The organism is Nostoc sp. MG11 (genome assembly GCF_014904695.1).
GTDB lineage: Bacteria > Cyanobacteriota > Cyanobacteriia > Cyanobacteriales > Nostocaceae > Komarekiella.
Genome location: NZ_JACXXN010000019.1, coordinates 36,288 through 62,479, shown reverse-complemented (window position 1 = coordinate 62,479; position 26,192 = coordinate 36,288). Strand labels below are relative to the sequence as shown.

At 41.6% G+C, this 26,192-nt stretch carries 24 protein-coding genes; 3 read left to right on the top strand and 21 right to left on the bottom strand.

Going from position 1 to position 26,192, the window contains the following annotated elements; all coding sequences use genetic code 11:
- Positions 1 to 149: 149 nt before the first annotated feature.
- The 10 genes from HCR01_RS23075 to HCR01_RS23030 all read right to left on the bottom strand — a co-directional run bounded on the left by HCR01_RS23075 (position 150) and on the right by HCR01_RS23030 (position 9,049).
- Positions 150 to 1,286, bottom strand: coding sequence for a serine/threonine-protein kinase (locus tag HCR01_RS23075; protein ID WP_193198442.1), 1,137 nt, complete (start codon positions 1,284 to 1,286; stop codon positions 150 to 152).
- 78 nt (positions 1,287 to 1,364) lie between these two features.
- Positions 1,365 to 1,574 (bottom strand): hypothetical protein, encoded by a 210-nt coding sequence (locus HCR01_RS38980; RefSeq protein WP_226889559.1) that lies wholly within the window; start codon positions 1,572 to 1,574, stop codon positions 1,365 to 1,367.
- A gap of 191 nt (positions 1,575 to 1,765) precedes the next feature.
- Complete coding sequence (locus HCR01_RS23065; protein ID WP_193198441.1) at positions 1,766 to 2,020, bottom strand: hypothetical protein; 255 nt, start codon at positions 2,018 to 2,020, stop codon at positions 1,766 to 1,768.
- Positions 2,021 to 2,170: 150 nt separating this feature from the next.
- Positions 2,171 to 3,148, bottom strand: coding sequence for a hypothetical protein (locus HCR01_RS23060; protein ID WP_193198440.1), 978 nt, complete (start codon positions 3,146 to 3,148; stop codon positions 2,171 to 2,173).
- Positions 3,149 to 3,356: 208 nt separating this feature from the next.
- On the bottom strand, positions 3,357 to 4,052 hold the full coding sequence (locus tag HCR01_RS23055) for an MFS transporter (RefSeq protein ID WP_193198439.1): 696 nt from the start codon (positions 4,050 to 4,052) through the stop codon (positions 3,357 to 3,359).
- 390 nt (positions 4,053 to 4,442) lie between these two features.
- Positions 4,443 to 5,237 carry a hypothetical protein gene (locus tag HCR01_RS23050; RefSeq protein ID WP_193198438.1) on the bottom strand — a complete coding sequence of 265 codons (795 nt, stop codon included), beginning with the start codon at positions 5,235 to 5,237 and terminating at the stop codon, positions 4,443 to 4,445.
- Positions 5,238 to 5,574: 337 nt separating this feature from the next.
- Entirely contained in the window at positions 5,575 to 6,906 is a 1,332-nt protein-coding gene (locus HCR01_RS23045; protein WP_193198437.1) for a calcium-binding protein, read from the bottom strand.
- Between the two features lie 371 nt (positions 6,907 to 7,277).
- Complete coding sequence (locus tag HCR01_RS23040; RefSeq protein WP_226889565.1) at positions 7,278 to 7,700, bottom strand: DUF6334 family protein; 423 nt, start codon at positions 7,698 to 7,700, stop codon at positions 7,278 to 7,280.
- Positions 7,690 to 7,959, bottom strand: a complete 270-nt coding sequence (locus HCR01_RS23035) for a hypothetical protein (protein WP_193198435.1) — start codon at positions 7,957 to 7,959, stop codon at positions 7,690 to 7,692. The genes HCR01_RS23040 and HCR01_RS23035 overlap by 11 nt, the downstream gene beginning before the upstream one ends.
- Before the next feature lie 40 nt (positions 7,960 to 7,999).
- Positions 8,000 to 9,049 carry an aromatic ring-hydroxylating oxygenase subunit alpha gene (locus tag HCR01_RS23030; protein ID WP_193198434.1) on the bottom strand — a complete coding sequence of 350 codons (1,050 nt, stop codon included), beginning with the start codon at positions 9,047 to 9,049 and terminating at the stop codon, positions 8,000 to 8,002.
- 249 nt (positions 9,050 to 9,298) lie between these two features.
- Between HCR01_RS23030 and HCR01_RS23025 the strand changes: the two genes are divergently transcribed.
- From HCR01_RS23025 to HCR01_RS23015, 3 genes are all read left to right on the top strand, one after another.
- The gene (locus HCR01_RS23025) at positions 9,299 to 9,778 is read left to right on the top strand and encodes a YbjN domain-containing protein (RefSeq protein WP_193198433.1); all 480 of its coding nucleotides are present in this window, start codon (positions 9,299 to 9,301) and stop codon (positions 9,776 to 9,778) included.
- Between the two features lie 60 nt (positions 9,779 to 9,838).
- Complete coding sequence (locus tag HCR01_RS23020) at positions 9,839 to 10,579, top strand: biotin/lipoate A/B protein ligase family protein (protein WP_193198432.1); 741 nt, start codon at positions 9,839 to 9,841, stop codon at positions 10,577 to 10,579.
- Positions 10,580 to 10,677: 98 nt separating this feature from the next.
- A complete protein-coding gene (locus HCR01_RS23015) occupies positions 10,678 to 11,541 on the top strand; it encodes a class I SAM-dependent methyltransferase (RefSeq protein ID WP_193198431.1) in 864 nt (287 codons plus the stop codon).
- A gap of 59 nt (positions 11,542 to 11,600) precedes the next feature.
- On the opposite strand, the gene HCR01_RS23010 is transcribed toward HCR01_RS23015, so the two are convergent.
- The 11 genes from HCR01_RS23010 to purE form a co-directional block, all read right to left on the bottom strand.
- Positions 11,601 to 11,777: an HD domain-containing protein gene (locus HCR01_RS23010; protein ID WP_320073159.1), complete on the bottom strand. Its 177-nt coding sequence runs from the start codon at positions 11,775 to 11,777 to the stop codon at positions 11,601 to 11,603.
- A 560-nt stretch (positions 11,778 to 12,337) separates the two neighbouring features.
- Positions 12,338 to 13,858: a bifunctional phosphoribosylaminoimidazolecarboxamide formyltransferase/IMP cyclohydrolase gene (purH, locus tag HCR01_RS23005; protein WP_193198430.1), complete on the bottom strand. Its 1,521-nt coding sequence runs from the start codon at positions 13,856 to 13,858 to the stop codon at positions 12,338 to 12,340.
- Positions 13,859 to 13,989: 131 nt separating this feature from the next.
- Positions 13,990 to 15,027 (bottom strand): ABC transporter ATP-binding protein, encoded by a 1,038-nt coding sequence (locus HCR01_RS23000; RefSeq protein ID WP_193198429.1) that lies wholly within the window; start codon positions 15,025 to 15,027, stop codon positions 13,990 to 13,992.
- 21 nt (positions 15,028 to 15,048) lie between these two features.
- Positions 15,049 to 16,665: an ABC transporter permease gene (locus tag HCR01_RS22995; RefSeq protein ID WP_193198428.1), complete on the bottom strand. Its 1,617-nt coding sequence runs from the start codon at positions 16,663 to 16,665 to the stop codon at positions 15,049 to 15,051.
- A gap of 3 nt (positions 16,666 to 16,668) precedes the next feature.
- Positions 16,669 to 17,661: an iron ABC transporter substrate-binding protein gene (locus HCR01_RS22990; protein WP_193198427.1), complete on the bottom strand. Its 993-nt coding sequence runs from the start codon at positions 17,659 to 17,661 to the stop codon at positions 16,669 to 16,671.
- 175 nt (positions 17,662 to 17,836) lie between these two features.
- Positions 17,837 to 18,916, bottom strand: coding sequence for an iron ABC transporter substrate-binding protein (locus tag HCR01_RS22985; protein ID WP_193198426.1), 1,080 nt, complete (start codon positions 18,914 to 18,916; stop codon positions 17,837 to 17,839).
- Between the two features lie 174 nt (positions 18,917 to 19,090).
- Positions 19,091 to 19,960 (bottom strand): nitrate ABC transporter ATP-binding protein, encoded by an 870-nt coding sequence (locus HCR01_RS22980; RefSeq protein ID WP_193198425.1) that lies wholly within the window; start codon positions 19,958 to 19,960, stop codon positions 19,091 to 19,093.
- 317 nt (positions 19,961 to 20,277) lie between these two features.
- Positions 20,278 to 22,281, bottom strand: coding sequence for a nitrate ABC transporter ATP-binding protein (locus HCR01_RS22975; RefSeq protein ID WP_193198424.1), 2,004 nt, complete (start codon positions 22,279 to 22,281; stop codon positions 20,278 to 20,280).
- Positions 22,282 to 22,394: 113 nt separating this feature from the next.
- Positions 22,395 to 23,234 carry a nitrate ABC transporter permease gene (gene ntrB / locus HCR01_RS22970; protein ID WP_193198423.1) on the bottom strand — a complete coding sequence of 280 codons (840 nt, stop codon included), beginning with the start codon at positions 23,232 to 23,234 and terminating at the stop codon, positions 22,395 to 22,397.
- Positions 23,235 to 23,326: 92 nt separating this feature from the next.
- The gene (locus tag HCR01_RS22965) at positions 23,327 to 24,709 is read right to left on the bottom strand and encodes a CmpA/NrtA family ABC transporter substrate-binding protein (RefSeq protein WP_193198422.1); all 1,383 of its coding nucleotides are present in this window, start codon (positions 24,707 to 24,709) and stop codon (positions 23,327 to 23,329) included.
- A gap of 950 nt (positions 24,710 to 25,659) precedes the next feature.
- Positions 25,660 to 26,178, bottom strand: a complete 519-nt coding sequence (gene purE / locus HCR01_RS22960) for a 5-(carboxyamino)imidazole ribonucleotide mutase (RefSeq protein WP_193198421.1) — start codon at positions 26,176 to 26,178, stop codon at positions 25,660 to 25,662.
- Positions 26,179 to 26,192 lie beyond the last annotated feature (14 nt).

Below are 26,192 nucleotides of genomic sequence, written 5' to 3'. Positions count from 1 at the left end.
TCATGTCTCAACATCCGTAGATTGTAAAAGTTTAGAAAGCTTCAAAATTTAGATTTACTAGTGACTCTGAAACTCAGAGTCACTTTTTTTTAAGAGTGTTGGGTAAAGAATTGCTATTAGCGTAGCTCATTAAGAATTACGAATTGGTACTAGGAGTTGTTATTACCAAGATATTTAGCTTTTAATTCCTCTAATTCTTCATCTAATTTGCTTGGGCTAGAAGGCTGAGGTGTTGGATTTGGCGGTTTTATTTTATTTTGTTGGGGTTTTGCACCACCCATAAATTGAGTTTTCATCTCTTCTAATTCTTGCTCAATTTGACTCGGAGATTTCGTGACAAAGGGTGGTGCAGAAGGTGGGGATTGAGTGATAGGCTTAACGGGTATCGTTGCTGTAGTAGCCACTGGTGAATGTCCATTTAAATCTTGGAGGACTTCATCTGCTGTTTGATAACGCCGAATTGGGATACTTTCCAGCATTTTGTCGAGAATGCGACTCAACTGATTGTTGACGGGAGTTTGCAAGTATTGCTGCCAAACCCATTTATCGTTGTTAGTATCATACGAGTCGAATGGCGATCGCCCAGTTAATAGATTAATACAAGTCGCACCCAAGCTGTAGATATCACTAGCAAAAACAGCCCTACCTCTAATTTGCTCAGGGGCGACATATTCGGGACTACCTATACTAGTACCAGTTCTATTTAAAGCGGTGCTGGTGGCAGATTTAGAAGCACCAAAATCTACTACAACTAGTTTGCGATCGCTCTGGCGTAAAATAATATTTTCTGGCTTAATATCGCGGTGAATCACTTGTCTGGCATGACAAAATTGCAGCACTGGCAATAAATCATTCAATAGTTGCCGAATCTGCGTTTCATTGAAAGCCCCTTTTTGCACCAATTCCTGAGCTAAGTTTTGCCCATCTATAAATTCTTGTACAAGATACTGGCGGTCTTCGTGAGTGAAATATGCCAGCAGTTCAGGAATTTGGGGATGTTTGCCCAATTCATCTAACTGTACCGCTTCTTGGGTGAATAACTCCACAGCTTTTTGCACTGTGTTAGTGCCTTGGGCTTGGGGATAAAATTGCTTAATCACACAGCGGGGTTTAGAGGGTTTATCCTCATCCACAGCTAAGAAGGTTCTGCCAAAACCGCCTTGTCCTATCGGTTTGATGGCACGGTAGCGTTCTTTGAGCAGTAACTTAGCACCACAAGTTAAGCAAAACTTGACATCATGAGGATTTTCCGGTTTTGGACAACGGGGATTAAGGCAGTAGCTCATACAGGCAATCGCTCTTATATGTCTTTATTTTGCCCTGTCCCAGACCAAAGGTAGTTTATTAATGGATCTAGTTAACTTTTATATTCGCCAATTATCCAGCTTCAGGCTGTAACCCAATACTTTAATTCGCTGATAGTGTGATAAATTGCCACTTACTAAGGTTAAGTCTTGTTGGATTGCAATGGCAGCAATCATAGCATCAGCAAGTCCTATCGGTTGCCCCGTTCGTTCTAAATCTGCATAAATGCGTCCCGCTAACTCAGCATCACTGAGTTGTAGTGTTAACACTTCTGCCTCAATAATTTCAATAAAAAACTGCCGAATCTTATCTTCTTGTCAACGCTTATGCCAGCCTTTGACATATCTCTAAGACTGTAATGGTACAGATGGTATAGTAACCAAAAATACTACGATAGCTGGAAGCTCTAACTGCAACTCGTTGATTAATACCCTTGAGAATCTCAGAAAAAATATCGGTGTCAATGAGTACTTTGTCCAAAGCGTTGATTTAATGGGTGTGCTGCCCGATCCTTCATTACTTCTTCTAGCATCTCATCTACTGACTCAGGATCATCTGCAAATAATCCCAGTAATCGGTCTTTTGGTGGTTCTACCACTGCCAGTTGATCAATTGCGTGTACAATCAGTTTCGACAAGTCACAATGGCGAGACTTTGCCAAAGCAAGTGCTTTCTCAAGAGTTTTTTCGTCTAGTTCCAGTTCTATTTTTACCATGCTGCCTCCTCTGAAAGCATCTGTACTAGGGCGATTCTAGCATTTTGGATATGCAGTGAATGCAGGTGCGATAGCGAAGCGCTGACTTGTCAGTTCGCATTGATTGCAACTTAGCATAATGCGATCGTCTAATTTGATCTGAACATGATATTACGTCTTGACAGGCAAACGGGAAATTGTCCATAAAATGAGCAGGAAAATTAAGTAAATCGCGCCAACTAGCCCAAACTCAATCAGAGGGATGTAGGTTACTTCGTAAATTCTGCCCAAACCGCGTTCAGTCAGTCCATAAACGGCCAGTACACTCACTAAAAAGGCTCCGTAGATAGTACGTTTAGTTGAGATACCCACAGGTAAACCGTGGAGCTGGGTAAGCACCAGAATGCCAAGGAAACCAAAGAGAAATGTTGGCCACTTGCTTTGTCCTAGCATCCAGGATACAACTACACTATGTAAAAGTACTGTGATTTCCAAAGTGAATGTCCACCAACGGTTTACATGGGTGCGGTTAAATATTAACGACGATTGGAGCAGAAGCAAGAACATATAGAGAAAACCAATTAAGTGCCCCAAAGTCGCTTCCATTGGGTGATACCAGAAGGTGTAAATAGCGGCGAAGGAGAAAAAGTAGCCGTGGTACAGCTTGATAATTCGCAAAAACTGTTGATGGAATGGAACAGAATTACCAAAAAACAAACCGCGCCGAGGCGTTTCCAAAATCAGTACGAATACCAGTAAGAGCACAACTGCACCTTGGGAAGCCCAAATTGAAGTATCTTGAGCCAGAGCATCGTACCAAATATAAGTCTGGATAAAGTGTAAGGCGATGAATGCACTATTGATGGCAAGCATGAGGTAATTAATGGGGTGCAACGCTGTTTTGTATTTCAGCTGCGATCGCTGCGCCCACCAGATACACGCCCAGATGCTAAACTGATGCCCAAGGTACATACTCCAAGCCGTTGCTCGACTCCAAAAAGTCGGGTTGGGAAGCTTCCAGTAGTACCAGTTTAATCCTTGGTCAGGAAGTTTGATAATGCTTGCAGGAATGCTTCCACCTAGCCAAATTGCGTAGGTGAGGAGGATGCTTACAACAATGCCTAGAAACAATACTCGGCGACCTGTCATATTAATTGGTAATTCGTAATTCGTAATTCGTAATTAATTAAGGCGTAAAGAAAAAAGGCTTGGTACAGCGGGTTTACAATCCCATAACCAGAAGAAAATTAACTACGAAACTAGGATTTTTACGTGACACGTTCTGTCTTTGGTTCAGATGCGCTTTTAGTCACTCGCAAACTAAGAGTTAAAGCTATTAGCATTACTAAAGATCCACTCAAAAAATAACAAAAAAGTAGATGCTAACAAGCATACAGAACTGTGGACGCTGTAACAGTTGTAGCAAGTTCAGCCGTTGCTGACGGTAGCGATGAGCTTGAATTTTGGCTTTAGTCTCAGAATTTAGGGATTCTGGGAGTAACATCAAAGCACAAAGCAACGCCAATAAAGATAATCCGGCTGCGAACAACGACGGTAAATGAAAGTTAGCGTTGTCCGGATCAGGCCCGATCAGAAGACCTCCAATAGCTGGGCCGAGAATAAAGCCAAGACCAAAAGCTGCCCCGATTATGTCCATGCCACGAGCTCGATTAGTTGGCGTGGTAATATCTGCTATGTACGCCTGAGCAGTGGCAATATTTCCTGCCATAATCCCGGCAAGGCTACGAGCAATAAACAAAATCCATAATGAGTTTGCAAAGCCTAACCCTGCGTATGCAATTACAGAACCTAATAAAGTGAGTAATAAAATCGGACGGCGACCGTAGCGATCGCTAAAACTGCCCCATAATGGTACAAATAAGAACTGCATTAAAGAATAAATAGCTACAAGTAGAGTCGCTTCATTGGGTTTTGCGCCAAATTGTTCAGCATACAAAGGTAGGATCGGCAGGATAATTCCGAAGTCGAGCAAGTCGATAAATACAGTCAAAAATAAGACGAATATAGCCCTGCTATTATTTTTACTCTCCATAGGTAAAATTCCCTTTTATAAAAAGTATGTGTAACTTGGATTAGTTTTATGGACATCAGGGAACGCTGACCATAAAGACCCAATTAACGCAACCAGTAATCAGTTCAACCAAAGTTCTTTAATTTGAACGTGGTTAAGCCAAATAGCGTGAAACAAACCCACTATAAAAATTAAGCCAATAATACTACTAATAAAAGCAACTATAATTTCGTGCTTCCGTATAGCTTTTTGTATCTTAGCGTCTATAATTTCTTCTAATTCTTTGTATGACATTGAGTTTAATTTTGCTAAAGACAAGAATTATGTGGAACTTACATACTTAACATAAGTTTGAGTATGTCCAAAACCTTTAACTTGTTAAATGAAAGCTATTTCAACGCCGTATGAGTATCACGTGCCTTGGCGTAGTTTCAAAACAACACCTGAAACACCAAAAGCTAACAGCACTAAGGTATAATTTGGTTCGGAAACTGCAACAATGCTTACCTGATTAATAGCCAAGCCGTACTGTGGATAAGAACTGCTAAAAACGACTCGTGAGATGTTTGGAGTGTCACTGCGAATCCCTAAGAAAACTGCCGAATTATCTAATGCTAGCGACGAAGTACTTAAAACTGAGAAACTACCCAACAGGTTATTGGTGTTATCAAAAGCGGTGATAAAAGTTTCTACTTCTAAATTACTAATATCTACAGCTATTTGAGTACCAGCGCCAAAAACAGGACGAGCAAAACTAATGCTAAAAGGCCCTCCGTTCCCCTGAGTCCGAGGATCAGGAGCACCAGGAGGAAGAGGTTGAAAACCTGTTGGGTCTATACCTCCGAAGAGAATAAAATCTCCTTGGGCGAAGTTAGTCCGAATGCCAGGTGGAGGTAAAGTTTGAAAGACAAACGGTGAAGTAATCTGAGAATTATTAGTTGGAACTATATTTATATCCAACCCTAAACCACCTTGCGATGTTGCTAAAAAAGAATTAGGTAAAAAAGCAGAAAAGTCAGGAGCGGAAGGATTGAATACTTTACCTAAACTTACCCAATCAATTTCATCATTGCCTCCTAAAACAGCGCGTTCAGTTACTAAAAATGTAGCTGCTTTAGCTGGTAATGGGATAACCGTTACTATAGCTGTAGTTGCTAGTAAATATTTGACAGATGACTTAAATAAGTGATTTATCGTAAATCCCATAAGTTTTACTCTTTAATTTCGTAAAAAATATCATCAAAATGGAATAATTCAACACCCATAATTAGACATTATGTTATTTTTTTCCTAAATTTGAAACAACTATTGTGTTCAATAATTGTGTTGCAAAAACTTTTTGATGTCTAGCTGGTCAAAATTGACGCAATTCATACTTTTACCAGTTAAACGCCATTTTTTGCAACACAAGTTTAGCCTGGGTTATAAACACAATTTCTTATGTCTGTACCATGCTCAATTTGTTATTGGTATACTAGTCAGTGCTTCCACAATAAACTGCAAAAAGCTCTAACTTATTATGGATTTATGACTCTTAGTCCTTTTAGACCAATTTAATACTCAAATTAGAGGAGAGATTTTCAACAAAGGCGAATTGATTTCCCAAGAAAGACAAGTTACCGCTAGAGGCGTCGTAAGAAAAGTCGCTAACGTTAGTCGTGCCAAACCCTACTTTAGAAACTTGGATTACGTCGTTTTGAGCAAAGTTGTAATCTTTGATGGTGTCCAGACCTTCCTTAACATTATTAAAGAAAAACTTATCTGCACCAAAGCCACCAGTGAGTATATCGTCACCTTTTCCACCAGCGATGAAGTCATTACCGAAGCCACCGGAGATAGCGTCACTACCATCTCTACCTTCTAATCGGTTATTTTGGCTGTCGCCAGTAATGCTGTCACTTTCATTTGTACCGATAAGATTATCAAAGTTGAGTACATTAAATGTTATTGTGCCAAGTTGGGGCACGTTAAGGGCAGAGATAATTTGCGTCTGTAAGTTAGCGGTGACAGATACGCCAGCAAGAGATTCGGAGGAATCTATAGTGTTATTAGCAACACTAGCATCAGCAATAACCGTTTCTACCTTAAAAACTGTGTCTTTCCCAAATCCACCAGCTTTCGTAATTGTCCCTACACCTGAGAGAGTGATGGTTTTACCTAGTTTGCTGTAGTCTGCGGTATCAATACCATCGCCACCATCAATGCTGTCATTACCCCGACTGCCCTTGAAGGCGTCATCGCCTGCACCACCGGCTAACTTGTCACTACCGCGTCCACCGTCAATCAAGTCATTGCCACCTCTACCATCAATACTGTCATCGCCATCATTGCCGAATAATTGGTTTCTTTGGTCGTCGCCAGCAATGGTATCACTTGCATTTGTACCTTTGACATTAACAAAGTTGACTACCGTAAATGGCAATGTCCCTAAATCGGGAACGTTATTGGCAACCAAACTTTGGTTTTGCAGGTCAACGGTGACAAATACGCCAGAAACAGATTGAGAGGCATCTATAGTGTTGTTGGCAACACCAGCATTAGCAATAATCCTTTCTACTTTAAAGAGTTGGTCTTTTCCAAACCCGCCAGCCTTGGTAATTGTCCCTACACCTGACAGGGTAATGCTTCTACTCAAGCTACTGTAGTCTGCGGTATCAAAGCCATCTCCGCCATCGATGCTGTCGTCACCCCGACTGCCCTTGAATGTGTCATCGCCGCCATTACCAGCCAATGTATCGCTACCTAATCCACCATCAATTAGGTCATTTCCAAGACCACCAGAGATATTATCATTGCCTCCACGGCCAAAAATCTGATCGTCATTATCAGTGCCCGACAAAAAATCATCGTTAGCAGTACCAACAATAATGGACATAATGTATGCTTTGTGGTTTTATAGATCAATGCATTTGCTAGTTGTAATACTGGCATATTACAACTAGTAAAATTATAAATTTCTCGTTAAATATACTTAAGTATATTTAAATATACCTTCATAAAGTGAAGTTTTACGTATAATACACTCTGCAATACAGGAATCAGTTGAGCAGAAGTGGTTTAGCTTTTGCAAATATGCTGACATAGCCCTTAGTAAACCATCAACGATACTTACCACCCCATGAAAGAAGAAATCATTCTTCACCTCTAACAATGATTACTATTCCTATTTACTGGTGATTTTATTTTTTGGAAGTCCCTAATACAAATATTACACAACGCTTTCAACGGCTTTGCTAACCTAACCTTTCAAGATACCTGGCTGTGTTGCAAGTCAGTATCAGATGCTTTTACTTTATGAATTTGCTCCTGATGAAATGCTTTAATGACTGAACCTTCTGCAACAAAAGCAATGCTGGGATGCAGAGATTCAAATGCTAAAATTACTTGATCTCGATAGCCTTGGTTGTTATCACATACCCATACTGCCATCAATTTTTTACTAATAAAATGTCTACACCAAGATGGAGTATTTACTGGAGAATGAGTAGTAGTAGCTTGCTGTACGATTTCTATCTCATCTGTATCAGCAAATGGTTGCAGCGTTATAGCTGTATCTTGGAAAAAAAGCTTAATTTGCTCAATACAGAGTTCATTGCCACCAAATTCCTTATCTTCAACAATAGATACTGCTGTCAGAATTTGTCCAATAGGAAATTCATCAGTTTCCATGTTTTTCACGTTTTTTTCTTGCTTGTTTAAGAATTTTTATTGCGGTTTCTGCGTCTTCGTCTCCGTCTCCTTCTGCTGCTAGATTTGCTAGCTCACCGACTCTAAGATTTTGATAGTCACTGCGTAACTGACTAACCTGACCTTGCCCTCCCCCACGCTCTCGAATGGCATCACTAATGATGTTATCTTTTAGATTAACAAGATTGCCAAGTTTCTTCAGACCACCCGGCGTCAGATTAATTCCATTTTGCTCATCCATTTGACTATATTTTAGCGATCGCGTAAACGCTTATACCAAATCATTCCAAATCAACTTGACTCTTCATCAACCTTTGCACGCTCACTAAAACCCGATTCAATTCATAATTCCGCCTTTGGTGATTCTGCAAATACGCCTGCTGTTCTTCCTCAATCATCTGCACATCTTGAACCACCAAACCATCAAGTAACTTTTGTGCTGCACCAAATAAACTATTTTTCACAAATCGCCGAAACCACACGGGTAATTTATGCAATCGCCAAAAGGCATTTAATGATGTGAAATGAATCAAATAAGCCTTGGTCTGTGTCTCATTCACCGGACATAATAAACAGTAGATTTTAAAATCTTTACCCAATGTAGAAACCCAGTGCGGATAAATATAACTTACATCCAATGGTTCAAGATGCAACCGTCGCAAAGCTGGAATAAATAACTGGGATATCGACCAGATTTTATCTATTTTGTAATAACTTTGTGCTATATAATGAGCATCTACACGGTTATTATCTTCGTCAATATCTTGTAGTGAAGCTTCTGCCCAAGCTTGTAAATCCTGATGTAAGTGTCCGTGATACATATCCATCAGATTTTCAATTAAATAAGAATAATGAGCATTACAATTAATAACTGAAACTGTCGCAATATAATTTAGATGTTCCCACTCTGGTAATCCTAAAGGTTTTACAGATGGTTCTACATCTCCAGGAAATAGCCAGATAAAACCGTCTTGTTCTTTGACTTGGTAACGGCGAATTTTACAATTTGGGAGTTTTTGATTTTCTGCTAAGTAGGGAACCGCTGCACATTCACCGGCTGAATTGAAGCGCCAACCGTGGTAGGCACATTCCAATTCATTGCCCATAACTTGTCCATGACTCAGTTTAACTTGACGATGGGGACAGCGGTCTTCTAAAGCGTGGATTTTTCCTGTACTATCTCGGTAAAGTGCGATCGCTTGCTGCCAAATTGTCACACCCACAGGCTTATTTGTAACCTGACTGCTTAATGCAACCACATACCAATGATTCGGGTTAATGCCCAACTGGCGGACATCACTATTTTGCACGGCTTGTGAGAGAGAGGACATATCGCGCATCCTTTTCGGCGTTAAACTTTAAATATGCTGTTCTTTGTCTGTACGTTAGGTGCAGTCAAAGATATCTCATAAATAATTTATCGCTTGAATGGTGGTAATATTTTTAACCATAATTTTCTCTGCGCTCGATCTGTATAACTGATGATCAGACTATCACTTAAGGAAGCTAAAACTAAGCGTGCCTACAAGCTATAAAGTATGTGTAGATAAAACAGCGAGTATTTTGAGCCAAAAATCTGTATGACAAGCTACCCAGAAACCCAAAATAACAACGAGTTGGTTAATCAGCTAATTGCTGAGACGACGAGCATGAACCATGTGGAAGTAATTGAAAATGTCATTGACTCTCTAGAACAAGATGACAGTGCAATGGTTAGTCATACCCCAGAGGGTGGTTATCTTTGGAAGTTTAAGTACGGCAGTGTAGAAGTATTTGTACAACTTACTGGGAAAAGCGATGAAGACACTATAACAGTTTGGTCGGTGGTGCTTCAGTTACCTGCTAAAGATGAACCCAGGTTGCTGCGATATTTGTTGGAGTTGAACTGCTCTAGCACCCTTGAAGCCCGATTTGGGATTATTGAAAATCGGATAGTTGTCATCTCGACACGTACCTTAGCTGAGTTGTCTCCTGGTGAAGTCTCTCGGCTGATTACCATTGTGGCAACGATCGCTGATGATAACGATGAAGCTTTACAATCTGAGTTTGGTGCAGCTTAAGCAACGCGACTAGCTCAACTTTTCAAGACGGATTTTTTAAATAGGAGTCTGCTGCATCTAATGCATAGCAAGCAGGTTTGGCGACTAATTCCTTTGCTAGAAGCCACTGGCAATGTGCAGATGGGGATTGACCGTTGGCTACTAGAACAGCACCACTCGGGAAAGTATCCCCCAACTCTGCGCTTTTATACTTGGTCGCCACCCGCCATTTCTCTCGGCTATCATCAACGCCAATATCCTGAACATTGGCAAAATCTAACTTGGCAAGGCAAAAAACTAGATTTAGTGCGGCGTCCTACGGGGGGACGAGCAGTACTGCACCAAGGTGATTTAACTTACGCTGTCATTACATCTGGACTGATAGGTAGTCGCCTCCAAGTATACGAAAAAATTTGTGAGTTTTTGATTCAAGGGTGGCGATCGCTCGGCGTAGAATTACATTATGGTACGGCTGGGCGAGGCTATATCCACAACCCTAACTGTTTTGGTACTGCAACTGGTGCAGATTTAGTTTTGCCAGATGGCGCTAAGCTCATTGGTAGCGCTCAACTGCGACGTAGAGAAGCCATTTTGCAACATGGTTCCATCCGTTTGCAACCGGACGCGGAACTATTTGCTCAAGTATTTGGTACAGAATCTTTTACCACCGTACAACTGCCTCAAAGTCTGAGTGTAGAAAAGATTATTACAGCTTTAATTACCACTGCTTGTAATTGTTTTGATATGCAAATAGAAATACAACCACTCTCGCAGTCAGAATGGGAGGCGATTTTGGCTTTGTCATCCAGACAATTAAGTTAAAGTTATGAACTATAAAATAAATTTCTAACATAGTAATTATTTTATTAATCCAATTTATCTTTAAACTACTTGATAGTAGTTCAAAGACACGTAAAAAAATGCTATTTAGCGATTTTGATAAAATCGTTCTCACAGCTTTCATGGTGAGTTTAGCCAGACAGTTTACAGATATTCCTTATGCCAAAGAGTTAGCACAGTTGATAGAAACGCAAAGATTAGTAGAGCTACCTCAACAACAAAACAAAGGCACAAATGTTTTGCTGACTGCACGCGTGGAAGCTCGTTATAAAGCTATCAACCAAGTTATGGCTCAATATCAAATAACGCAAATTCTAGAACTAGCATCTGGGTTGCTGCCTCGTGGTCTGTTCATATCTAGTAATCCAAATATCACATTTATTGAAAGTGACTTGCCTACGATGATTCATTGCAAACAGCGATTGGTTGAGCAAATCATTGGGGAACGTCCCAATCTGCATTTTTTAGAAATTGATGCTACTAGCCGTCCCAGTCAGTTTTTGAAAAGTGCTAAACAACTAAAAGCCGGACAACCAGTTATGATTTTGTGTGAAGGGTTACTAACACATCTCAATGTGGCAGAAAAACAACTTGTGTGTGCCAATGTCCGCGAGATGCTTGAATTTTATGGCGGCGTTTGGATTACCCCTGACTTCATTGACACAGCTAGTCTCATGCAATCACTACAAGATAATCCTGATTTGCAGAAGCTATTGCAAACAGGTACTAACATTACAGGCAGATCTTTAATAGATAATAATTTTGCCACACTTGACCAAGCACGGCAGTTCGCTGATGAGCAAGATTTCTGCGTCGTAGAGCATAGTATGTTGAACGTAATAGACCAGTTAAGCTGTTTAGAAATCTTGGGAATTGACACAGAAATGGTAAGGAAAATGATCGCGCGAGCGTCTGTCTTTGCGCTTACTCTTGATGCCGCTTAAATTTTTAACAGCGTATGGTCAGTTACAGAAATAGCTTGAAGCAATCCAAATTGTGGGTTTCATCCCTCTTGAGCATATTCTATCAATGCGATCGCCATCATAGCCAAATGCCAAGAATGTTCTGCACTATTTTCTCGGCGTGAACTATCAGTGAGCAGAGTTTGGCGCATCACCTGTTTGAGCTGGTCAATTTCGATGATGAACTGAATTTGTTGAGTCAGTCGGTTGATTTGCACCTGAATTTTTGATTTTGAACCGCAGGTAATTATCCAAACAATCTTAGCGAATCTGCAAGGCAGTTTTCTACATCAAATCAAAAAGCGCCTGGGAGTGTTGCCGTGTTTCCACCCCAGACGCTTTTTGTTCTCAACTTGCTCCTCACACAAATAGAAAATAACACTTGTTCACTCAAAAGCGAGTATATATGAGTGACACTTTCAAAAGTGTACATACAAATAATCTAATTTCTAGTAATAAATTAAAAAGCGCTTGGGAGTGTTGCCGTGTTTCCACCCCAGGCGCTTTTTATTCTTAACTTGCTCCTCACACACAACTGTAGAATATCACCGATTTATTTAAAGAGCAAGTATATTGAGTGACACTTTCAAAACTGTATAAATAATCTTATTTTTGGTAGCAAATTAAAAAGCGTCTGGGAGTGTTGCCGTGTTTCCACCCCAAACGCTTTTTATTCTTAACTTGCTCCTCACACACAATTGTAAGATATCACTGATTTATCTAAAGAGCAAGTATATTGAGTGACACTTTGCCAACTGCACATCTTACAGCCAATAATTTAGTGTAAAAAGTGACGTATAGACGTGAATACCATTACTAAACCTAGGTCGTTAGCAGCTTTGATAGAATCTTTATCGCGCAAACTTCCCCCTGGTTGAACAATAGCGGTAATTCCCGCTGCTGCTGCTGTTTTGACTGAATCATCAAAGGGAAAGAATCCATCGCTGGCTAGAGTTGCGCTTTTGGCTTTGTCTCCAGCTTGTTCTAAGGCAATTTTCACTGAGCCGACGCGGTTCATTTGACCAGCACCCACCCCTATAGTAGTGCGATCGCTCGTTACAACAATTGCATTCGATTTAACATGTTTGCATACTTTCCAAGCAAATAGCAATTCTGCTAACTCGTCAGGGGTGGGTTGACGTTCGGTGACAACTTGCCATTGACTAGTATCAGCTATTGCATCATCAGCAGCTTGGATCAAGAAGCCACCGGCGATCGTTTTTACTGTTTCTTTGGGGCCAGTGCTTAAATCTGCTAGAGTCAAAACCCGTACTTTCGATTTCGCAGCCAGAATTTCTTGAGCATCCGCTTCACAACTCGGTGCAACCACACATTCTAAAAATGTTTTGGTTAACTCGCTTGCTGTATCATTATCAATCGGACGGTTGAGAGCGACAATGCCACCAAAGGCAGAAACAGAATCAGCGTTGAAAGCTTTTTGGTACGCTTCCACAATTGTGTTGCCTAGTGCCGTACCACAAGGATTTGTGTGTTTGATAATTGTAGCTGCTGGGGTATCGGTGAACTCAGCAATAATCTGGCGTGCAGCTTCCAAATCAACTAAGTTATTGTAACTGAGTTCTTTGCCCTGCAGTTTTGTAGCGGCTACCCATCCTGTTGGGGTAGTGCCAGTTTGATACCAAGCGGCGGGTTGGTGGGGATTTTCGCCGTAGCGCAGAGATTGCAATTGTGTACCGCTAAGGGTGTATTGCTGTGTTTTTGCGAGGTAAGATGCGATCGCTTGGTCGTAGCTAGCAGTATGCAAAAATCCTTTCAATGCCGACTTTTGACGAAACTCTAAGGATGCTGCGCCATTATTTTGCCGCAATTCTTGCAAATACTCGTTATACTGAGCCGGATCGCATAATACCGTAAGATGGGCAAAATTTTTTGATGATGCCCTCAGCATTGCTGGGCCACCGATATCAATCTGCTCAACAGCTTCAGCTAATGTCACCCCTAGCTTAGCAATAGTTTCCTCAAAAGGATAGAGATTCACTACCACTAAATCAATCGGACGAATTTGGTTATTTTCTAAATCTGTAACATCTTGTGCCACATCCCGCCGCGCCAAAATCCCGCCATGAATGCGGGGATGTAGTGTTTTCACACGACCACCTAAAATTTCAGGAGAACCCGTATAGTCAGCAACTTTTGTAACTGGTAGTCCCGCATCTTTGAGAGCTTGGGCTGTTCCCCCACTGCTGATTAAATCAAATTCAAATTCTTCAACCAAGCTACGGGCTAGGTCAATTAAACCAGTTTTGTTAGATACACTCAGCAGTGCTAGACGCGCCATTGGTCAATTCCTTAAATGTAGGCTGTGAAGCGAAAGACTACAATTTTTACATAAGCTTTGGTTCAGTTCAAGAGCATTAGGAATCATCGCGTCAATAATTATTTGGTAAAAGATATTGTAGATTGCTCTCATCATGGAAAAATGTGGACAGCATTACCTGCTATGGATATCTGCACTCGTGTGCCCACAGGTAATGCTACATCAGTCGTCGTCCGCGCATGGAGTTCTTTACCAGAGGGAGTTTTCAAACAATATTGGTACTCGCGTCCTAAAAACCGTCGGGTGCGGACGACTACGGGCGCATCTGTGGATGGCTTTAAAATAAAGTCTTCTTGGCGGATCATGATTTCGCCTGTATCGTGGGTGTGGTTAGCTGTTAGCTCAAAACTCCCAACTTCCGTTTCCCATAAATTCCCTTGACGGTGAGCAGAGAGGAAATTAGCTTGAGTCACAAATTCCGCCACGAATCTTGATGCTGGGTGAGTATAAATTTCTTCTGGTGTGCCTATTTGTTCTAAGTGTCCCTGCCGCATTACACCCACCAGATCTGAAATAGCTAGTGCTTCTTCTTGATCGTGGGTAACAAAAATTGCTGAAGTACCTGCTGCTTTGAGAATGTCTCGGACTTCTTCGCGTAACTGCAACCTAACTTGGATATCAAGATTGCTTAAAGGTTCATCCAAAAGCATAAGTTGAGGTTGGGGTGCTAAGGCGCGAGCGAGAGCAACCCGCTGTTGCTGTCCACCAGAAAGTTCGTAAGGGTAACGTTTCTCTAAACCTTCAAGTCTCACCAGCGCAATGGCTTCAGCCACACGTTTTTGTATTTGCTGTTTACTGAAATGTTTCAACCCAAAAGCAATATTTTCTGACACATTTAAATGGGGAAACAGTGCATAATCTTGAAAAACAATGCCGATGTCGCGCTGCTCTGTAGGGATATAAGTAGAGTAATCACAAACTATCTGTCCACCAATTTTAATTTCTCCTGTTTGCGGTCTCTCAAAACCAGCAATCAATCGCAACAGTGTAGTTTTACCGCAACCAGATGGGCCAAGTAATCCCAATACATCTCCTTGTTGCAACGTCAAAGATACGTTATCTACAGCGGGAGAGGCATTTTCTAAAAACCGCTTGCTGACATTTTGTAACTGTAGAATTGCTTGTTGCATAAGTAGATAAAAGGGGGCGGCTTAAAACTTTGTTTTTGCTTGCGCTTTACTTATTACTTTCTCTTTTTTGACGTTCTCTTGGGATAGCACCAATAAAGTTGAACCCATAGAAACCAATAACATAGCTAGTGAAGCAGCCGCAGCATCAGCAAAATCAACATTTTCTGTGGCTTGCCAAATTTGCACTGCTAAGGTGCTAAAGCCTATGGGCGCTAACAGCATAGTTGCAGGTAGTTCTTTAATTGCTGTTAGAAACACCAGCACCGCACCACTCAATACACCAGGTTGTACTAGAGGTAAGGTAATTTCTCTTAAAGTTTGCCAAGCATTCCTACCTAAGCTGCGTGCGGATTCTTCTAGTTGGGGATTTACTTGTAAAAGACAACTACGCACTGTTCCCACGGATTGCGGTAAAAATAAAACTAAATATGCAAATATCAGCATTGGTAGAGTTTGGTACAGTGCTAGCAGATAATTTGCCCCAAAAAATACTAAGGATAAGGCAACAACAATTCCTGGTACACCAAAACCGATATAAGAGCAGCGTTCAATAATCGCAGTAATTTTACTTGGAAAACGTACTGATAAAATTGCGACTGGTAGGGCAAAAATAGTGATAGCTAAAGCCGCTAGTCCAGCTGCCCCAACTGAGTTGAGGATAGTGGGTAGCAAATTAGGAAAGTTGTAGCCACTATTGAGTCCGCGAATCAGCCAAAATAAGGTAATGCCCACTGGTAACACTACACCCAAGCTAGTGATGCTTAGACAAAATCCCAGAGCTGGCCATTTCCAAATTCCCAACTTCACGATTTTCGGCGGACGTAGGGAGGCAGAACCACGACTATAATAAGCAGCACGCGATCGCATTCGATACTCTAGCCATAAAATGAGCAGCACCAATGTCACCAACATTAAAGATAAAGCTGCGGCCGAGTTACGGTTAAAACTAGCTTTGTATTGCAAAAAAATTGCCCTTGTAAAAGCATCAAACCGCATCAACGAGGGTGTACCAAAGTCGCGCAAAGCGTACAAAGCTACCAATAATCCACCTGCAATCATCGATGGTTGCAACTGTGGCAAAACCACCCGAAAAAAGGTTTCTCTACTGCTGTAACCCAAACTGAGAGCAGCTTCTTCTAAGGATGGGTCTATACCTTGCAAGCCAGAGCGTACACTCAACAGCATATAAGGATAGGTAAACAAAGTGATTGCCAAAACTGTCCCAGGAAAACCATAAATGGAAGGTAGTTCTTCTACCCCCAACGGTTGAAGCAACAACTGCAAAAAGCTACCCCGTGGTGCTAAAGTCGCAATCAGAGCAAAACTGCCTACATAGCTAGGAACTGCTAAGGGCAATGTTGTCGCCACTAACCAAAAGCGTCGTCCTGGTAAGTCTGTCCGCACGGTTAAAAATGCCAACGGTAAGGCAATTAGTGCTGAAAATAACGTCACTGTTGTCGCCATCATCGCACTATTGAAAAAAATCATGATGTTGCGGGGACGAGAAATCAATTCCCAAAACTCTTCCCCGCCAATACCCATTGTGCGGATGACTAAGTATAGTAATGGCAGAGTAATGGCAACTGCTACTACTGCTGCCGCTAATGTGAGAAATAATGGAGGGCGAACCGATTTCAACTGCTACAAAACTCCTGCCTGCTGTAGTAGATTCAAGGTTGCTGGCAAATCATCTAAGTCTGTCAGGTTAACATTGGGAGGATTTAGCTTACTGATTGGTACTTGTTTTGATGGCGCTTGTACTCCTGTTACTAGAGGATATTCATTAGTTTCTTGGGCAAAGTAATTTTGTGAATTTTGTGAAAGTAAGTAGTTAATCAATTTTTCTGCATCAGTTTTTTGATCAGTAGAATTTGTAATTGCTACTCCTGCTACGTTAATCATTGAGCCTGCATCTTTGCTTGTGTAGTGGTGGGTAACAGGAAAGTTAGGATCATCTTTTTTAAAGCGATACAAATAGTAGTTATTCACTAAACCGAGATGAATTTCTCCGCGTCCTAAAGCTTCCACGATTGGTGAATTTTTAGCGTAATCTTTAACACCATTAGCTTTCATTGCTTTCAGCCATTGGAGAGTTTTCTCGTCTCCTTCTAATACGCGCATGGCGGTGATAAATGACTGAAATGAGCCGTTGGTAGGGGCCCAGCCAACCTTACCCCGCCATTTTGGTTCTGTTAACTGCCAAATTGATGTCGGCAGTTCATTTTGCTTAACTAGCTTGGTATTGTAGTCAATTACACGGGCACGCCCAGAAATTCCTAGCCAATGTCCTTTGGCAGAACGAAAGCGAGTATCAACTTTGTTCAGCAAATTAGATGAAATTGGCAGTGTCCGCTGTTGTTTTTCTAAAGTGCCTAAAGCACCAGCGTCTTGAGCAAAAAATAAATCTGCACGACTGTTTTTACCTTCTTCCAATAGTGCGATCGCTAATTCGGCAGTATCGCCGTAACGCACTTGAATATCTAGATTCAAGTCTTTTTTAGCTTTCTCGATTAATGGCCCAACTAGCTTTTGCTCTCTGCCTGAATAAATGACGAGTGTTTTTGTTTGTGCGTCTACAGTCAGCCCCACTCCCCAGCTGAGCATGAAAGCTAAAGCTCCAGCTGAAACTTTCATCAACGGTAAAGTTTTCAATCTCCAGTCCCCCACCTTAGTTATTACCAGGAAGTTTTTGCAACAATTGTGATATTTTCAACTCTTACCATTAACTTGTATTATCAAGCAAGAAAATTTCTCAAAAAATTTATATTTTTCCTTTTCCTGCTAGACAATATTTCAGGCGAGCCGTAGCTTATATGACTTGTGTTTGCTGCAAAAGTTTAAGTGTTGCGTCTAAATCGCTAAGGTTACTCAAGTCAATTTTTTGACCTTGTTTTTGAATTTGTTGGAGAGATTTTAATTGACCTTTAGGGGCAACTTTTGAAGTTAGAGGATATTCATAAGTTTTACTTGCAAAATAGTTTTGAGCATTTTCATTGAGCATGAATTCCACAAACTTTTGAGCAAGATTAGGATGTTTGGCACTGTTTAAAATCGCTACACCTGCTACATTTACCAACGAACCAAGATCATCTGTAAAATGATGTGCCACTGGAACTTGGGGATTTTTTTGTTTGAATTGTTCTAGATAGTAGTGATTAACAAATCCTACAGCAATTTCGCCACGAGATAGAGCTTCTACTATTGATGTGTTATTAGAATAAACCTTAGCATTGTTAGCTTTAATACCTTGTAACCACTGCTTAGCTCTGTCATCTCCTTCTGCAACTCGCAAGGCTGTGACAAAGGATTGAAACGAACCATTTGTTGGCGCCCAGCCGATTCTTCCTTTCCATTTGGGTTCAGTAAAGCCAAAGATAGATGCTGGCAATTCCCCTGGCTTTACTAATTTAGTGTTGTAGTCTACTGTACGCACTCTGCCAGTAATGCCTACCCAGTTTCCATTTGGTGAACGGTAAGTAGTATCTACCTGATTGAGAAGAGGTGTTGGTAATTGTACTGCTCTACCCGCTTTTTGAATAGCTCCGAGTGCGCCTGCATCTTGGGCAAAGAAGACATCTGCGGGACTGTTTGCTCCCTCTTCTAAAATTGCTGATGCTAACTCAGCGGTATCGCCATAGCGGACTTGTATCTTAGCGCCAGTTTGTTGCTCAAACTGCTTAATTAGCTCCCCGACTAGTTTTTCGTTGCGTCCTGAGTAAACGACTAGCTCTTTTTCTATTTCATTACTAGCAGTCGTACCAACGGGTGTAGTCTGTGATGAAGGCGATTCGGCAGTATTTGTGGAAGTTTGATTAGCATTACAAGCGAGCGCTAATCCACCACTAACAGTTGCTAGTCCCACTAAATAGACAAACTCGCGACGCTTCATAACCTTCCTCCCCTAGAACCAACATTATTCTTTATTGCAGCTAATTATTATTAATGCATAGAACTTGCATTCAAAGATCCCCAACTTCTTTGACGATATAAATGAAAAATAGGGGGTAAAACCCCCTAATAGCCAGCTATATCCTTTAACAAGTTGGGAATCTTACAAAAGTAGCTACCCAACATCATCATGAGCAAAGCGGTTAAAGAGGAAATCTAAGGCATAGTTACGCAGTTGATAATATTGTGGATCTTCCATGATGCGGGCGCGATCGCGGGGACGTGAAAAAGGAATTTCCATGACTTCACCAATCTTGGCGTGAGGGCCATTGGTCATCATCACCAATTTATCTGCTAAAAATAGCGCCTCATCGATATCGTGGGTAATCATCAACACTGTACAGCGGTTATCACCCCAAATTTTTAGCAATTCTTCCTGTAACTCTTCTTTAGTAATCGCATCCAGCGCTCCAAAAGGTTCGTCTAAAATTAAGACTTTGGGACGAATCGCCAAAGCACGAGCGATAGAAACCCGTTGTCTCATACCGCCGGACATTTGCATTGGTTTCTTTTCCATCGCGTCACCTAGTCCCACCATTGCTAAATGATCCCGGACGATCGCCCTTTTCTCAGCTTCCGGCTTTTTGGGATAAACAGCGTTAACAGCTAGGTAAATATTTTCAAAAGCAGTCCGCCAAGGTAGCAGAGCATAGTTTTGGAAGACTACCATCCTGTCTGGCCCTGGCTTAGTAATTGGCTCTCCTTCCAGTAATACTTGACCTGATGTGGGAAAGTTAAAACCGGATACCATATTTAGCAGCGTCGATTTGCCACAACCAGAGTGACCGATGACACAAATAAACTCGCCCTTTTCAACGTTGAGGTTAACACCATCAAGTACAGTGAAAGGGCCTTTCTTTGTCGGATAGACTTTGGTAACGTCTTTAATTTCTAGGAAAGGTTGGCGGCTGCTGGTTGAAGTTGCAAATTGTCTTCCCATTTGTTCTGTAGCGATGTTAGTTGTTCTAAAATTGTTGTTTTGCATAGCGATTTAGGAATTCAAAAGCTTAATGTTAAAGTTCCAAGGTTTGTGAGCGAATATCAAAGACTCGCGAGCGAATATCAAAGACTCGCGAGCGAATATCAAAGACTCGCGCGAGAATATCAAAGACTCGCGCGAAAATATCAAAGACTCGTGAGCGAGAATAGTAGGTTGGGTTTTGCTGTCGCTCTACTCAACAAAGGCTTGAGAACATTGGGTTACCCTGCGGGAAGCAAGCTACGTTCCTCAACCAACCTACGCGAGTTTCAAGTTTTAGCCTTAACTGGACTGTATTGGCTTCTTCCTCCACTCCTCTTTCGTTATGCGACTTTTCTTCTGGGTGCATCAAGAACAACTTCTGCTATTGAAAAATCGCGTTTAATCTGCAAACTGTTGAGATAGGAAATTGGGTCATCGGCGTTAAAAGGAGTACCATCGAATAACTTGATGGGTTGGCGAGTGTAGCTAATATCTAAACCTAATTCTCGTGCAGCAGTGCTGAATACACGCACTTGACACACTCGTTCAACAATTTCTACCCAATTTCTGGGGAAAGGTGTGTCACCCCAACGCGCTAATTGACTCATGATCCAAATTTGTTCGGTGCGGCTGGGGCGGTTGATAGCAGACTCAGAATAAAACTGGTGATGGGCGTAATCCCGTAAAGGATGGTTTAAGTCACAGGTGAGACTATCTGGATCTTCGAGTTGGATGTACTCTAAATCTGTGCTGACATACTCTCGCCCTGCTAAAATTTGCCGAATCTCTTGGGCATTGTCAGGATTTGCACAATACTGGCAAGCTTCTAACAAAGCTTTAGTCAAGGCAATATGCGTATTTGGATAATTTTCTGCCCAATCTTCCCGCACTCCTAGAACTTTACCGGGGTGTCCCAACCAAACTTCTAAGTCGGTAGCGATGGTAAAACCGACATTTTCCACAGCAGCGCGGTAGTTCCAAGGTTCACCGACGCAGTAACCATCAATGCTTCCGGTTTTTAGGTCAGCTACCATCTGAGCTGGGGGAATGGTCTTCATGTCCACATCGCTATCGGGGTCAATCCCACCAGCAGCTAGCCAGTAACGCAGCAGCAAGTTATGCATAGATGCGGCATGGACTACCCCCATTGTATGCCGTTGCTCACGGGTGTGAAGCAGGTATCTTTTGAAGTCTGATAAAGTGTGTACACCTTGGTCGTAAAAGTGTTTTGCCAAGGTGATGGCGTTACCGTTGCGAGTCATGGTGAGGGCGGTGACAACTGGTAAGCGTTGATTATTATGTCCTCCCAAACTTAACCACATCGGCATCCCGGAAGGCATTTGAGCAGCATCTAAATAACCACCAGTGATGCCATCTTCTATACCCCGCCAGCTACTTTCCCGTACAAGGTTAACTTCATCTAAACCATGCTTGGTAAAGAAACCTTTTTCTTTAGCAACCGCCAAGGGGGCGCAAGCGGTAAGGGGTAAAAAACCAATTTCCAGGTTAACTTTTTCCAACCCATGACGGGCGATGTCTGCGGTTTTTCTTGCCCGAATTTTCTTGATGCGTTTCTGCTGATTGAGGAAGTAAATCATCTCACTCCGCAAGCTGTAGTAGCTGGGATGTTCTACTACTTCCATCCGCTTACGGGGTCTGGGAATATCTACTTCGAGAATGTCGCCAATTTTAGATTCGGGGCCATTGGTCAGCATGACAATTCTGTCAGATAACAGCACCGCTTCATCTACATCATGAGTCACCATCACAGCGGTAACTTGATTTTCTTCGCAAATTTGCATGAGTTGTTCTTGCAAATTGCCGCGTGTGAGTGCATCCAAAGCACCAAATGGTTCATCTAGCAATAGCAACTTAGGACGAATCGCTAAGGCGCGGGCGATCGCAACGCGTTGTTTTTGTCCACCAGACAACATTCCCGGCTGTTTGTCAGCATGGGGACGCAAACCCACCATATCGATATGTTTCTCGATAATGGCTTTGCGATCGCCTGCGGGTAAACCTTTCATTACCGAGTCCACAGCCAGAGCAATATTTTCTCTCACCGTCCGCCAAGGTAATAGCGAATAATTTTGGAACACCACCATCCTGTCTGGTCCTGGTTTGCTGATCTTTTGTCCTTCCAGAGTCACAAGACCTTCAGTTGGCAAATCCAAACCCGCAATCATATTTAAGAGAGTGGATTTGCCACAACCGGAGTGACCAATCAAAGAAACAAATTCTCCTTTTCTTATTTGGAGGTCAATTCCTTTAAGGGCGATGTATTTACCACCACCGGTTAATTCAAAAACTTTTTCAATCTGGTCAACAGCAACGAATATAGACATGGCAGTTTAGAAAATGTAAATTGAGATGATGCATTTTTCTTTGTGTCTTAGTGCCTTTGTGGTTAAAAATTCTCTTCTAAACCACAGAGACACCAAGACACAAAGTTGAATAACTATTTTTGTTCTGCTGGCAAAATCTTGTTTTGCAGCCAACCCATCATTTTATCTAGCACCAGACCAACAACACCGATATAAATTAGAGCCAAAATCACTTCACTGACGTTGTTGTTTTGATAGGCATCCCAGATAAAAAAGCCAATTCCGACAATACCGGACATGACAATTTCTGCGGCGATAATTGCCAACCAAGCCAAACCGATCGCAATTCTCAACCCAGTAAAAATGTAGGGTAACGCTGCTGGAATCAGAATATTCGTGAAATATTCTTTGCGGCTAAGTTGCAGAACTTTGGCGACGTTGTTGTAATCTTGAGGAATTTGGGTGACGCCGACAGCAGTGTTAATTAAAATCGGCCAAATCGCTGTAATAAAAATCACGAACAGGGCGGCTGGTTCATTTTGTCGCAAAGCTGCCAAAGAAATCGGAACCCAAGCCAGAGGTGGTACAGTTCGTAGTAATTGAAAAATTGGATCTAAAGCCTTGGACATTGTTTGGTTGACACCAATCAAAATTCCCAAGCCAATACCAACGATCGCCGCTAGGGTATAACTAATTGCAACCCGTTTGAGGCTAGCGAGAATCTGCCAAAATAGACCCTTATCGATGCCACCTCTGTCATAAAATGGCCAGAAAATGAGTACCCAAGTTTCTCGAACAACCTGTATTGGGCCTGGTAATGTAGCTCCAGGAGTTAAAGCGAATAGTTGCCAGATAATTAGAAAAATTGCGATCGCGATCGTCGGCGGTATGATATTAGGAAATTGCTTTTGCAGACCGGATATAAAGCCGTTACTAAATTTAGGGCTTGCAGGGCGTTTTTGGGCGAGTGTCATCTTGCTATGTTCTCCTCAAATTTTATTTGTTATTTCTTTGTTTGTAGTTAGCGCTGTAGCGCTAAAGCATCAACTACGAACTTTAATCATGACTAAACACTGACTTTCTTGATTTTCAAACTCTTCAAGTATTCTTCTGGCTTCTCTGGGTCAAACTTGGTGCCATCAAAAAACTCTTCTACACCACGGGATGTATTTGTAGGAATATCAGCAGCGGCAAATCCTGCTTCTTTAGCAGCTTCTTTCCAAATATCTTCGCGGTTGACTTTGTTGATCAGTTCTTTAGCCTTAGCTGCATTATTGGCAAGATAATCTTTTGGTAAAAATCCCCAGCGAACGTTTTCAACTATGAACCACAAATCATGGCTCTTATAGGGATAAGAAACACTACCCTTTTCATCTTTCCAGTAGTAAGCTGCCATTGATTTATCATCAATTTTGCGACCATCACCCATGTCATACTTGCCTTGGAATGGATCTGCCAAAATCTCAGGTGAAGAAAGATTGAAATAATTTCGCCCAGCCAGAATTTGAGCTGCTTCTTTGCGGTTATCGAAATTATCTAACCACTGCTGCGCCTCCATAATGCCTTTGAGTAACGCTTTTGTTGCTTTGGGATTTTTGTCAACCCAATCGGCTTTCATCGCAAAGTATTCTTCGGGGTGATTCTTCCAAATCTCTGCGGTTAATGCTGCGACGTAACCAATTTTGTCTTGAACAAGGCGATAAGGCCAGGGGTCGCCAGTACTGAAAGCATCCATTGTTCCGGTTTTCATGTTGGCAACAGTTTGAGCCGCCGGTACTGTAAGTAGCTTGACATCTGCATCTGGATCTATATCGCCAGCCGCTAACCAATAGCGAATCCAAAGATCTTGGTTGACGTGGGGGAAGGTGAAGGCGGCGGTGAAAGGGGTGGAGGATTTGAGTTGTGTAAATAAGGACTTAGCGCTAGCGAGCTGTAAACTAATACCTTTGCCTTGGTGCTTGCTGGCGATCGCAATTCCATTTCCATGTGTAATTAATTGACACAAAACATACATGGGAATTTTTTGATTGCCCTTGGTAATTAAACCTTCTGTAATTAAATGTGGCATTGGCATTTGCCATTGACCACCATCAATGCCACCACCAGCCGAACCAATTTCTACATTGTCCCGTGCTGAACCCCAAGAAGCCTGTTTAGAAAGGTCAACTTTGGTCATGCCATACTTAGCAAAAAAGCCTTTTTCTTTAGCAATAATTAGAGGAGCCGCTTCCACAATGGGAATATATCCCAACTTGACTGTAGTAGTTTCTGGCGTTTGTTCAGGGCTAAGTTGAGCAACAGGCACAGCCGCCGACTGTGCTTGTGTGCTACCACCAGTCAGGTTTTCAGGAGGATTTCCTAAACAACCTTTAAGGAATACAGCACTCATAGATACTCCGGCTGTAAAAATAAATTTACGGCGAGAAAGTTGATTAAAAAATTCTGTCATAATGTCTCCTTAAAGGCGAAGTTTATTTTTTAAACATGAAAATTGAGACAAAAGAAAACTCATGTCTACTGCGTTATTAATGAGGATTTAAAGCTCTAGCCATTTTGCCGATTTCAGCCTTTTGTAATAAAAAAGCTGGTTTTGACTAATTTGGTCAAATCTTGGATGAATTGACTTACTCAGTTTCGTTATGAATATAAGTTGTTGCTAAGCTTGTTCAAATTAGTGTACAGGCTTTTAAGATAAAATGGTTCATTTAGAAACGTTAATTGTTAAATAAATATTAGATGGCAGGTATAAGTAAAAGTTTATCTATTTCCATGAGTAGTTAGTAAGTTATTAATGAATAAAAAATAATCTATAGATATCATAAAGTTCTATTTATATAGATTCCTGGCTTTCCAATTCAAGCAAAAGAATATTGGCATTGAATGTGTAAATTCGGGAAAAATATTAAATAGTAAGTATGAGTAAGAAGGATGTTTTAAAAGTCCAACAAGGTATAAAACTGTCATTCCGTAGACGCTTCTGCGGCTTCCCGCAGGGTGTGGAACGTAAAGCCTGCGGCATAGCTATGCTTAGGGCGGAGCCTATCGTAGAGAAGCGCAAGGAAGAATCTAAGGTTTTGGGTACATACACCAGATGCTTCGCTGTGTACCTTGCGGGAAGCAAGCTACAGCATGACAACAAAAGACCCTTTTAAAACATCCTCTAAAAGGTAAGTATTTGGGAGGCTATTAAGTAGGTAGACGTAATTAATAGTTTTGCGCCAGTAAACCAGGACGCGCAAACTTTCCGCTGTGTTCATTTATGGTTCGATTTAACAAATATTGACTTATGCAAGAGGTCTAATAGATAACAAAAAATCTATAAACAACATAGCTTTTTACTTATACTTTTAAAGAGGCTAAAATTCAAGGCAGCAAGAGGTTTATCGAACTCACCCTTACTTAAAGCATTTGTTGTAAATATTCCTTATAGCCCAGTTGTTCTAGTTTTGTTTGCTTTGCAATTACTGATTCAAATAAGTCTTGGCGATATTGTTGAACTCTTTCTAGTAATTCTGGCTGTTGGGTAGCGAGAATTTGTATTGCTAAAAGACCAGCATTTTTGGCACTACCTATTGCCACTGTTGCCACCGGGATACCCGCAGGCATTTGTACAATCGAGTACAAAGAATCAACACCTTGCAAGTGACGGGTGGGTATGGGAACACCAATTACAGGAAGTGGGGTTAAAGATGCTACCATTCCGGGGAGATGAGCAGCACCACCCGCACCAGCGATAATTACCTTAATGCCGCGTTTGTGAGCTTGTTGGGCATATTGCACCATGCGTTCTGGGGTACGATGAGCAGAAACGATCGCTACTTCGTTCTCGATACCAAACTCTTCACAGATGGCGATCGCATCTTTCATAGTGGGCAAATCGGAATCGCTGCCCATGATAATACCGATAAGAGGAGTCATAGAATTTTAGATTT

Excerpts from the sequence above, each read along its gene's own strand:
- HCR01_RS23075 (WP_193198442.1), bottom strand. The coding sequence starts at position 1,286 with ATGAGCTACTGCCTTAATCCCCGTTGTCCAAAACCGGAAAATCCTCAT.
- HCR01_RS23065 (WP_193198441.1), bottom strand. The coding sequence starts at position 2,020 with ATGGTAAAAATAGAACTGGAACTAGACGAAAAAACTCTTGAGAAAGCA.
- HCR01_RS23060 (WP_193198440.1), bottom strand. The coding sequence starts at position 3,148 with ATGACAGGTCGCCGAGTATTGTTTCTAGGCATTGTTGTAAGCATCCTC.
- HCR01_RS23055 (WP_193198439.1), bottom strand. The coding sequence starts at position 4,052 with ATGGAGAGTAAAAATAATAGCAGGGCTATATTCGTCTTATTTTTGACT.
- HCR01_RS23050 (WP_193198438.1), bottom strand. The coding sequence starts at position 5,237 with ATGGGATTTACGATAAATCACTTATTTAAGTCATCTGTCAAATATTTA.
- HCR01_RS23045 (WP_193198437.1), bottom strand. The coding sequence starts at position 6,906 with ATGTCCATTATTGTTGGTACTGCTAACGATGATTTTTTGTCGGGCACT.
- HCR01_RS23040 (WP_226889565.1), bottom strand. The coding sequence starts at position 7,700 with ATGGAAACTGATGAATTTCCTATTGGACAAATTCTGACAGCAGTATCT.
- HCR01_RS23035 (WP_193198435.1), bottom strand. The coding sequence starts at position 7,959 with ATGGATGAGCAAAATGGAATTAATCTGACGCCGGGTGGTCTGAAGAAA.
- HCR01_RS23030 (WP_193198434.1), bottom strand. The coding sequence starts at position 9,049 with ATGTCCTCTCTCTCACAAGCCGTGCAAAATAGTGATGTCCGCCAGTTG.
- HCR01_RS23025 (WP_193198433.1), top strand. The coding sequence starts at position 9,299 with ATGACAAGCTACCCAGAAACCCAAAATAACAACGAGTTGGTTAATCAG.
- HCR01_RS23020 (WP_193198432.1), top strand. The coding sequence starts at position 9,839 with ATGCATAGCAAGCAGGTTTGGCGACTAATTCCTTTGCTAGAAGCCACT.
- HCR01_RS23015 (WP_193198431.1), top strand. The coding sequence starts at position 10,678 with ATGCTATTTAGCGATTTTGATAAAATCGTTCTCACAGCTTTCATGGTG.
- purH (WP_193198430.1), bottom strand. The coding sequence starts at position 13,858 with ATGGCGCGTCTAGCACTGCTGAGTGTATCTAACAAAACTGGTTTAATT.
- HCR01_RS23000 (WP_193198429.1), bottom strand. The coding sequence starts at position 15,027 with ATGCAACAAGCAATTCTACAGTTACAAAATGTCAGCAAGCGGTTTTTA.
- HCR01_RS22990 (WP_193198427.1), bottom strand. The coding sequence starts at position 17,661 with ATGAAAGTTTCAGCTGGAGCTTTAGCTTTCATGCTCAGCTGGGGAGTG.
- HCR01_RS22985 (WP_193198426.1), bottom strand. The coding sequence starts at position 18,916 with ATGAAGCGTCGCGAGTTTGTCTATTTAGTGGGACTAGCAACTGTTAGT.
- HCR01_RS22980 (WP_193198425.1), bottom strand. The coding sequence starts at position 19,960 with ATGCAAAACAACAATTTTAGAACAACTAACATCGCTACAGAACAAATG.
- HCR01_RS22975 (WP_193198424.1), bottom strand. The coding sequence starts at position 22,281 with ATGTCTATATTCGTTGCTGTTGACCAGATTGAAAAAGTTTTTGAATTA.
- ntrB (WP_193198423.1), bottom strand. The coding sequence starts at position 23,234 with ATGACACTCGCCCAAAAACGCCCTGCAAGCCCTAAATTTAGTAACGGC.
- HCR01_RS22965 (WP_193198422.1), bottom strand. The coding sequence starts at position 24,709 with ATGACAGAATTTTTTAATCAACTTTCTCGCCGTAAATTTATTTTTACA.
- purE (WP_193198421.1), bottom strand. The coding sequence starts at position 26,178 with ATGACTCCTCTTATCGGTATTATCATGGGCAGCGATTCCGATTTGCCC.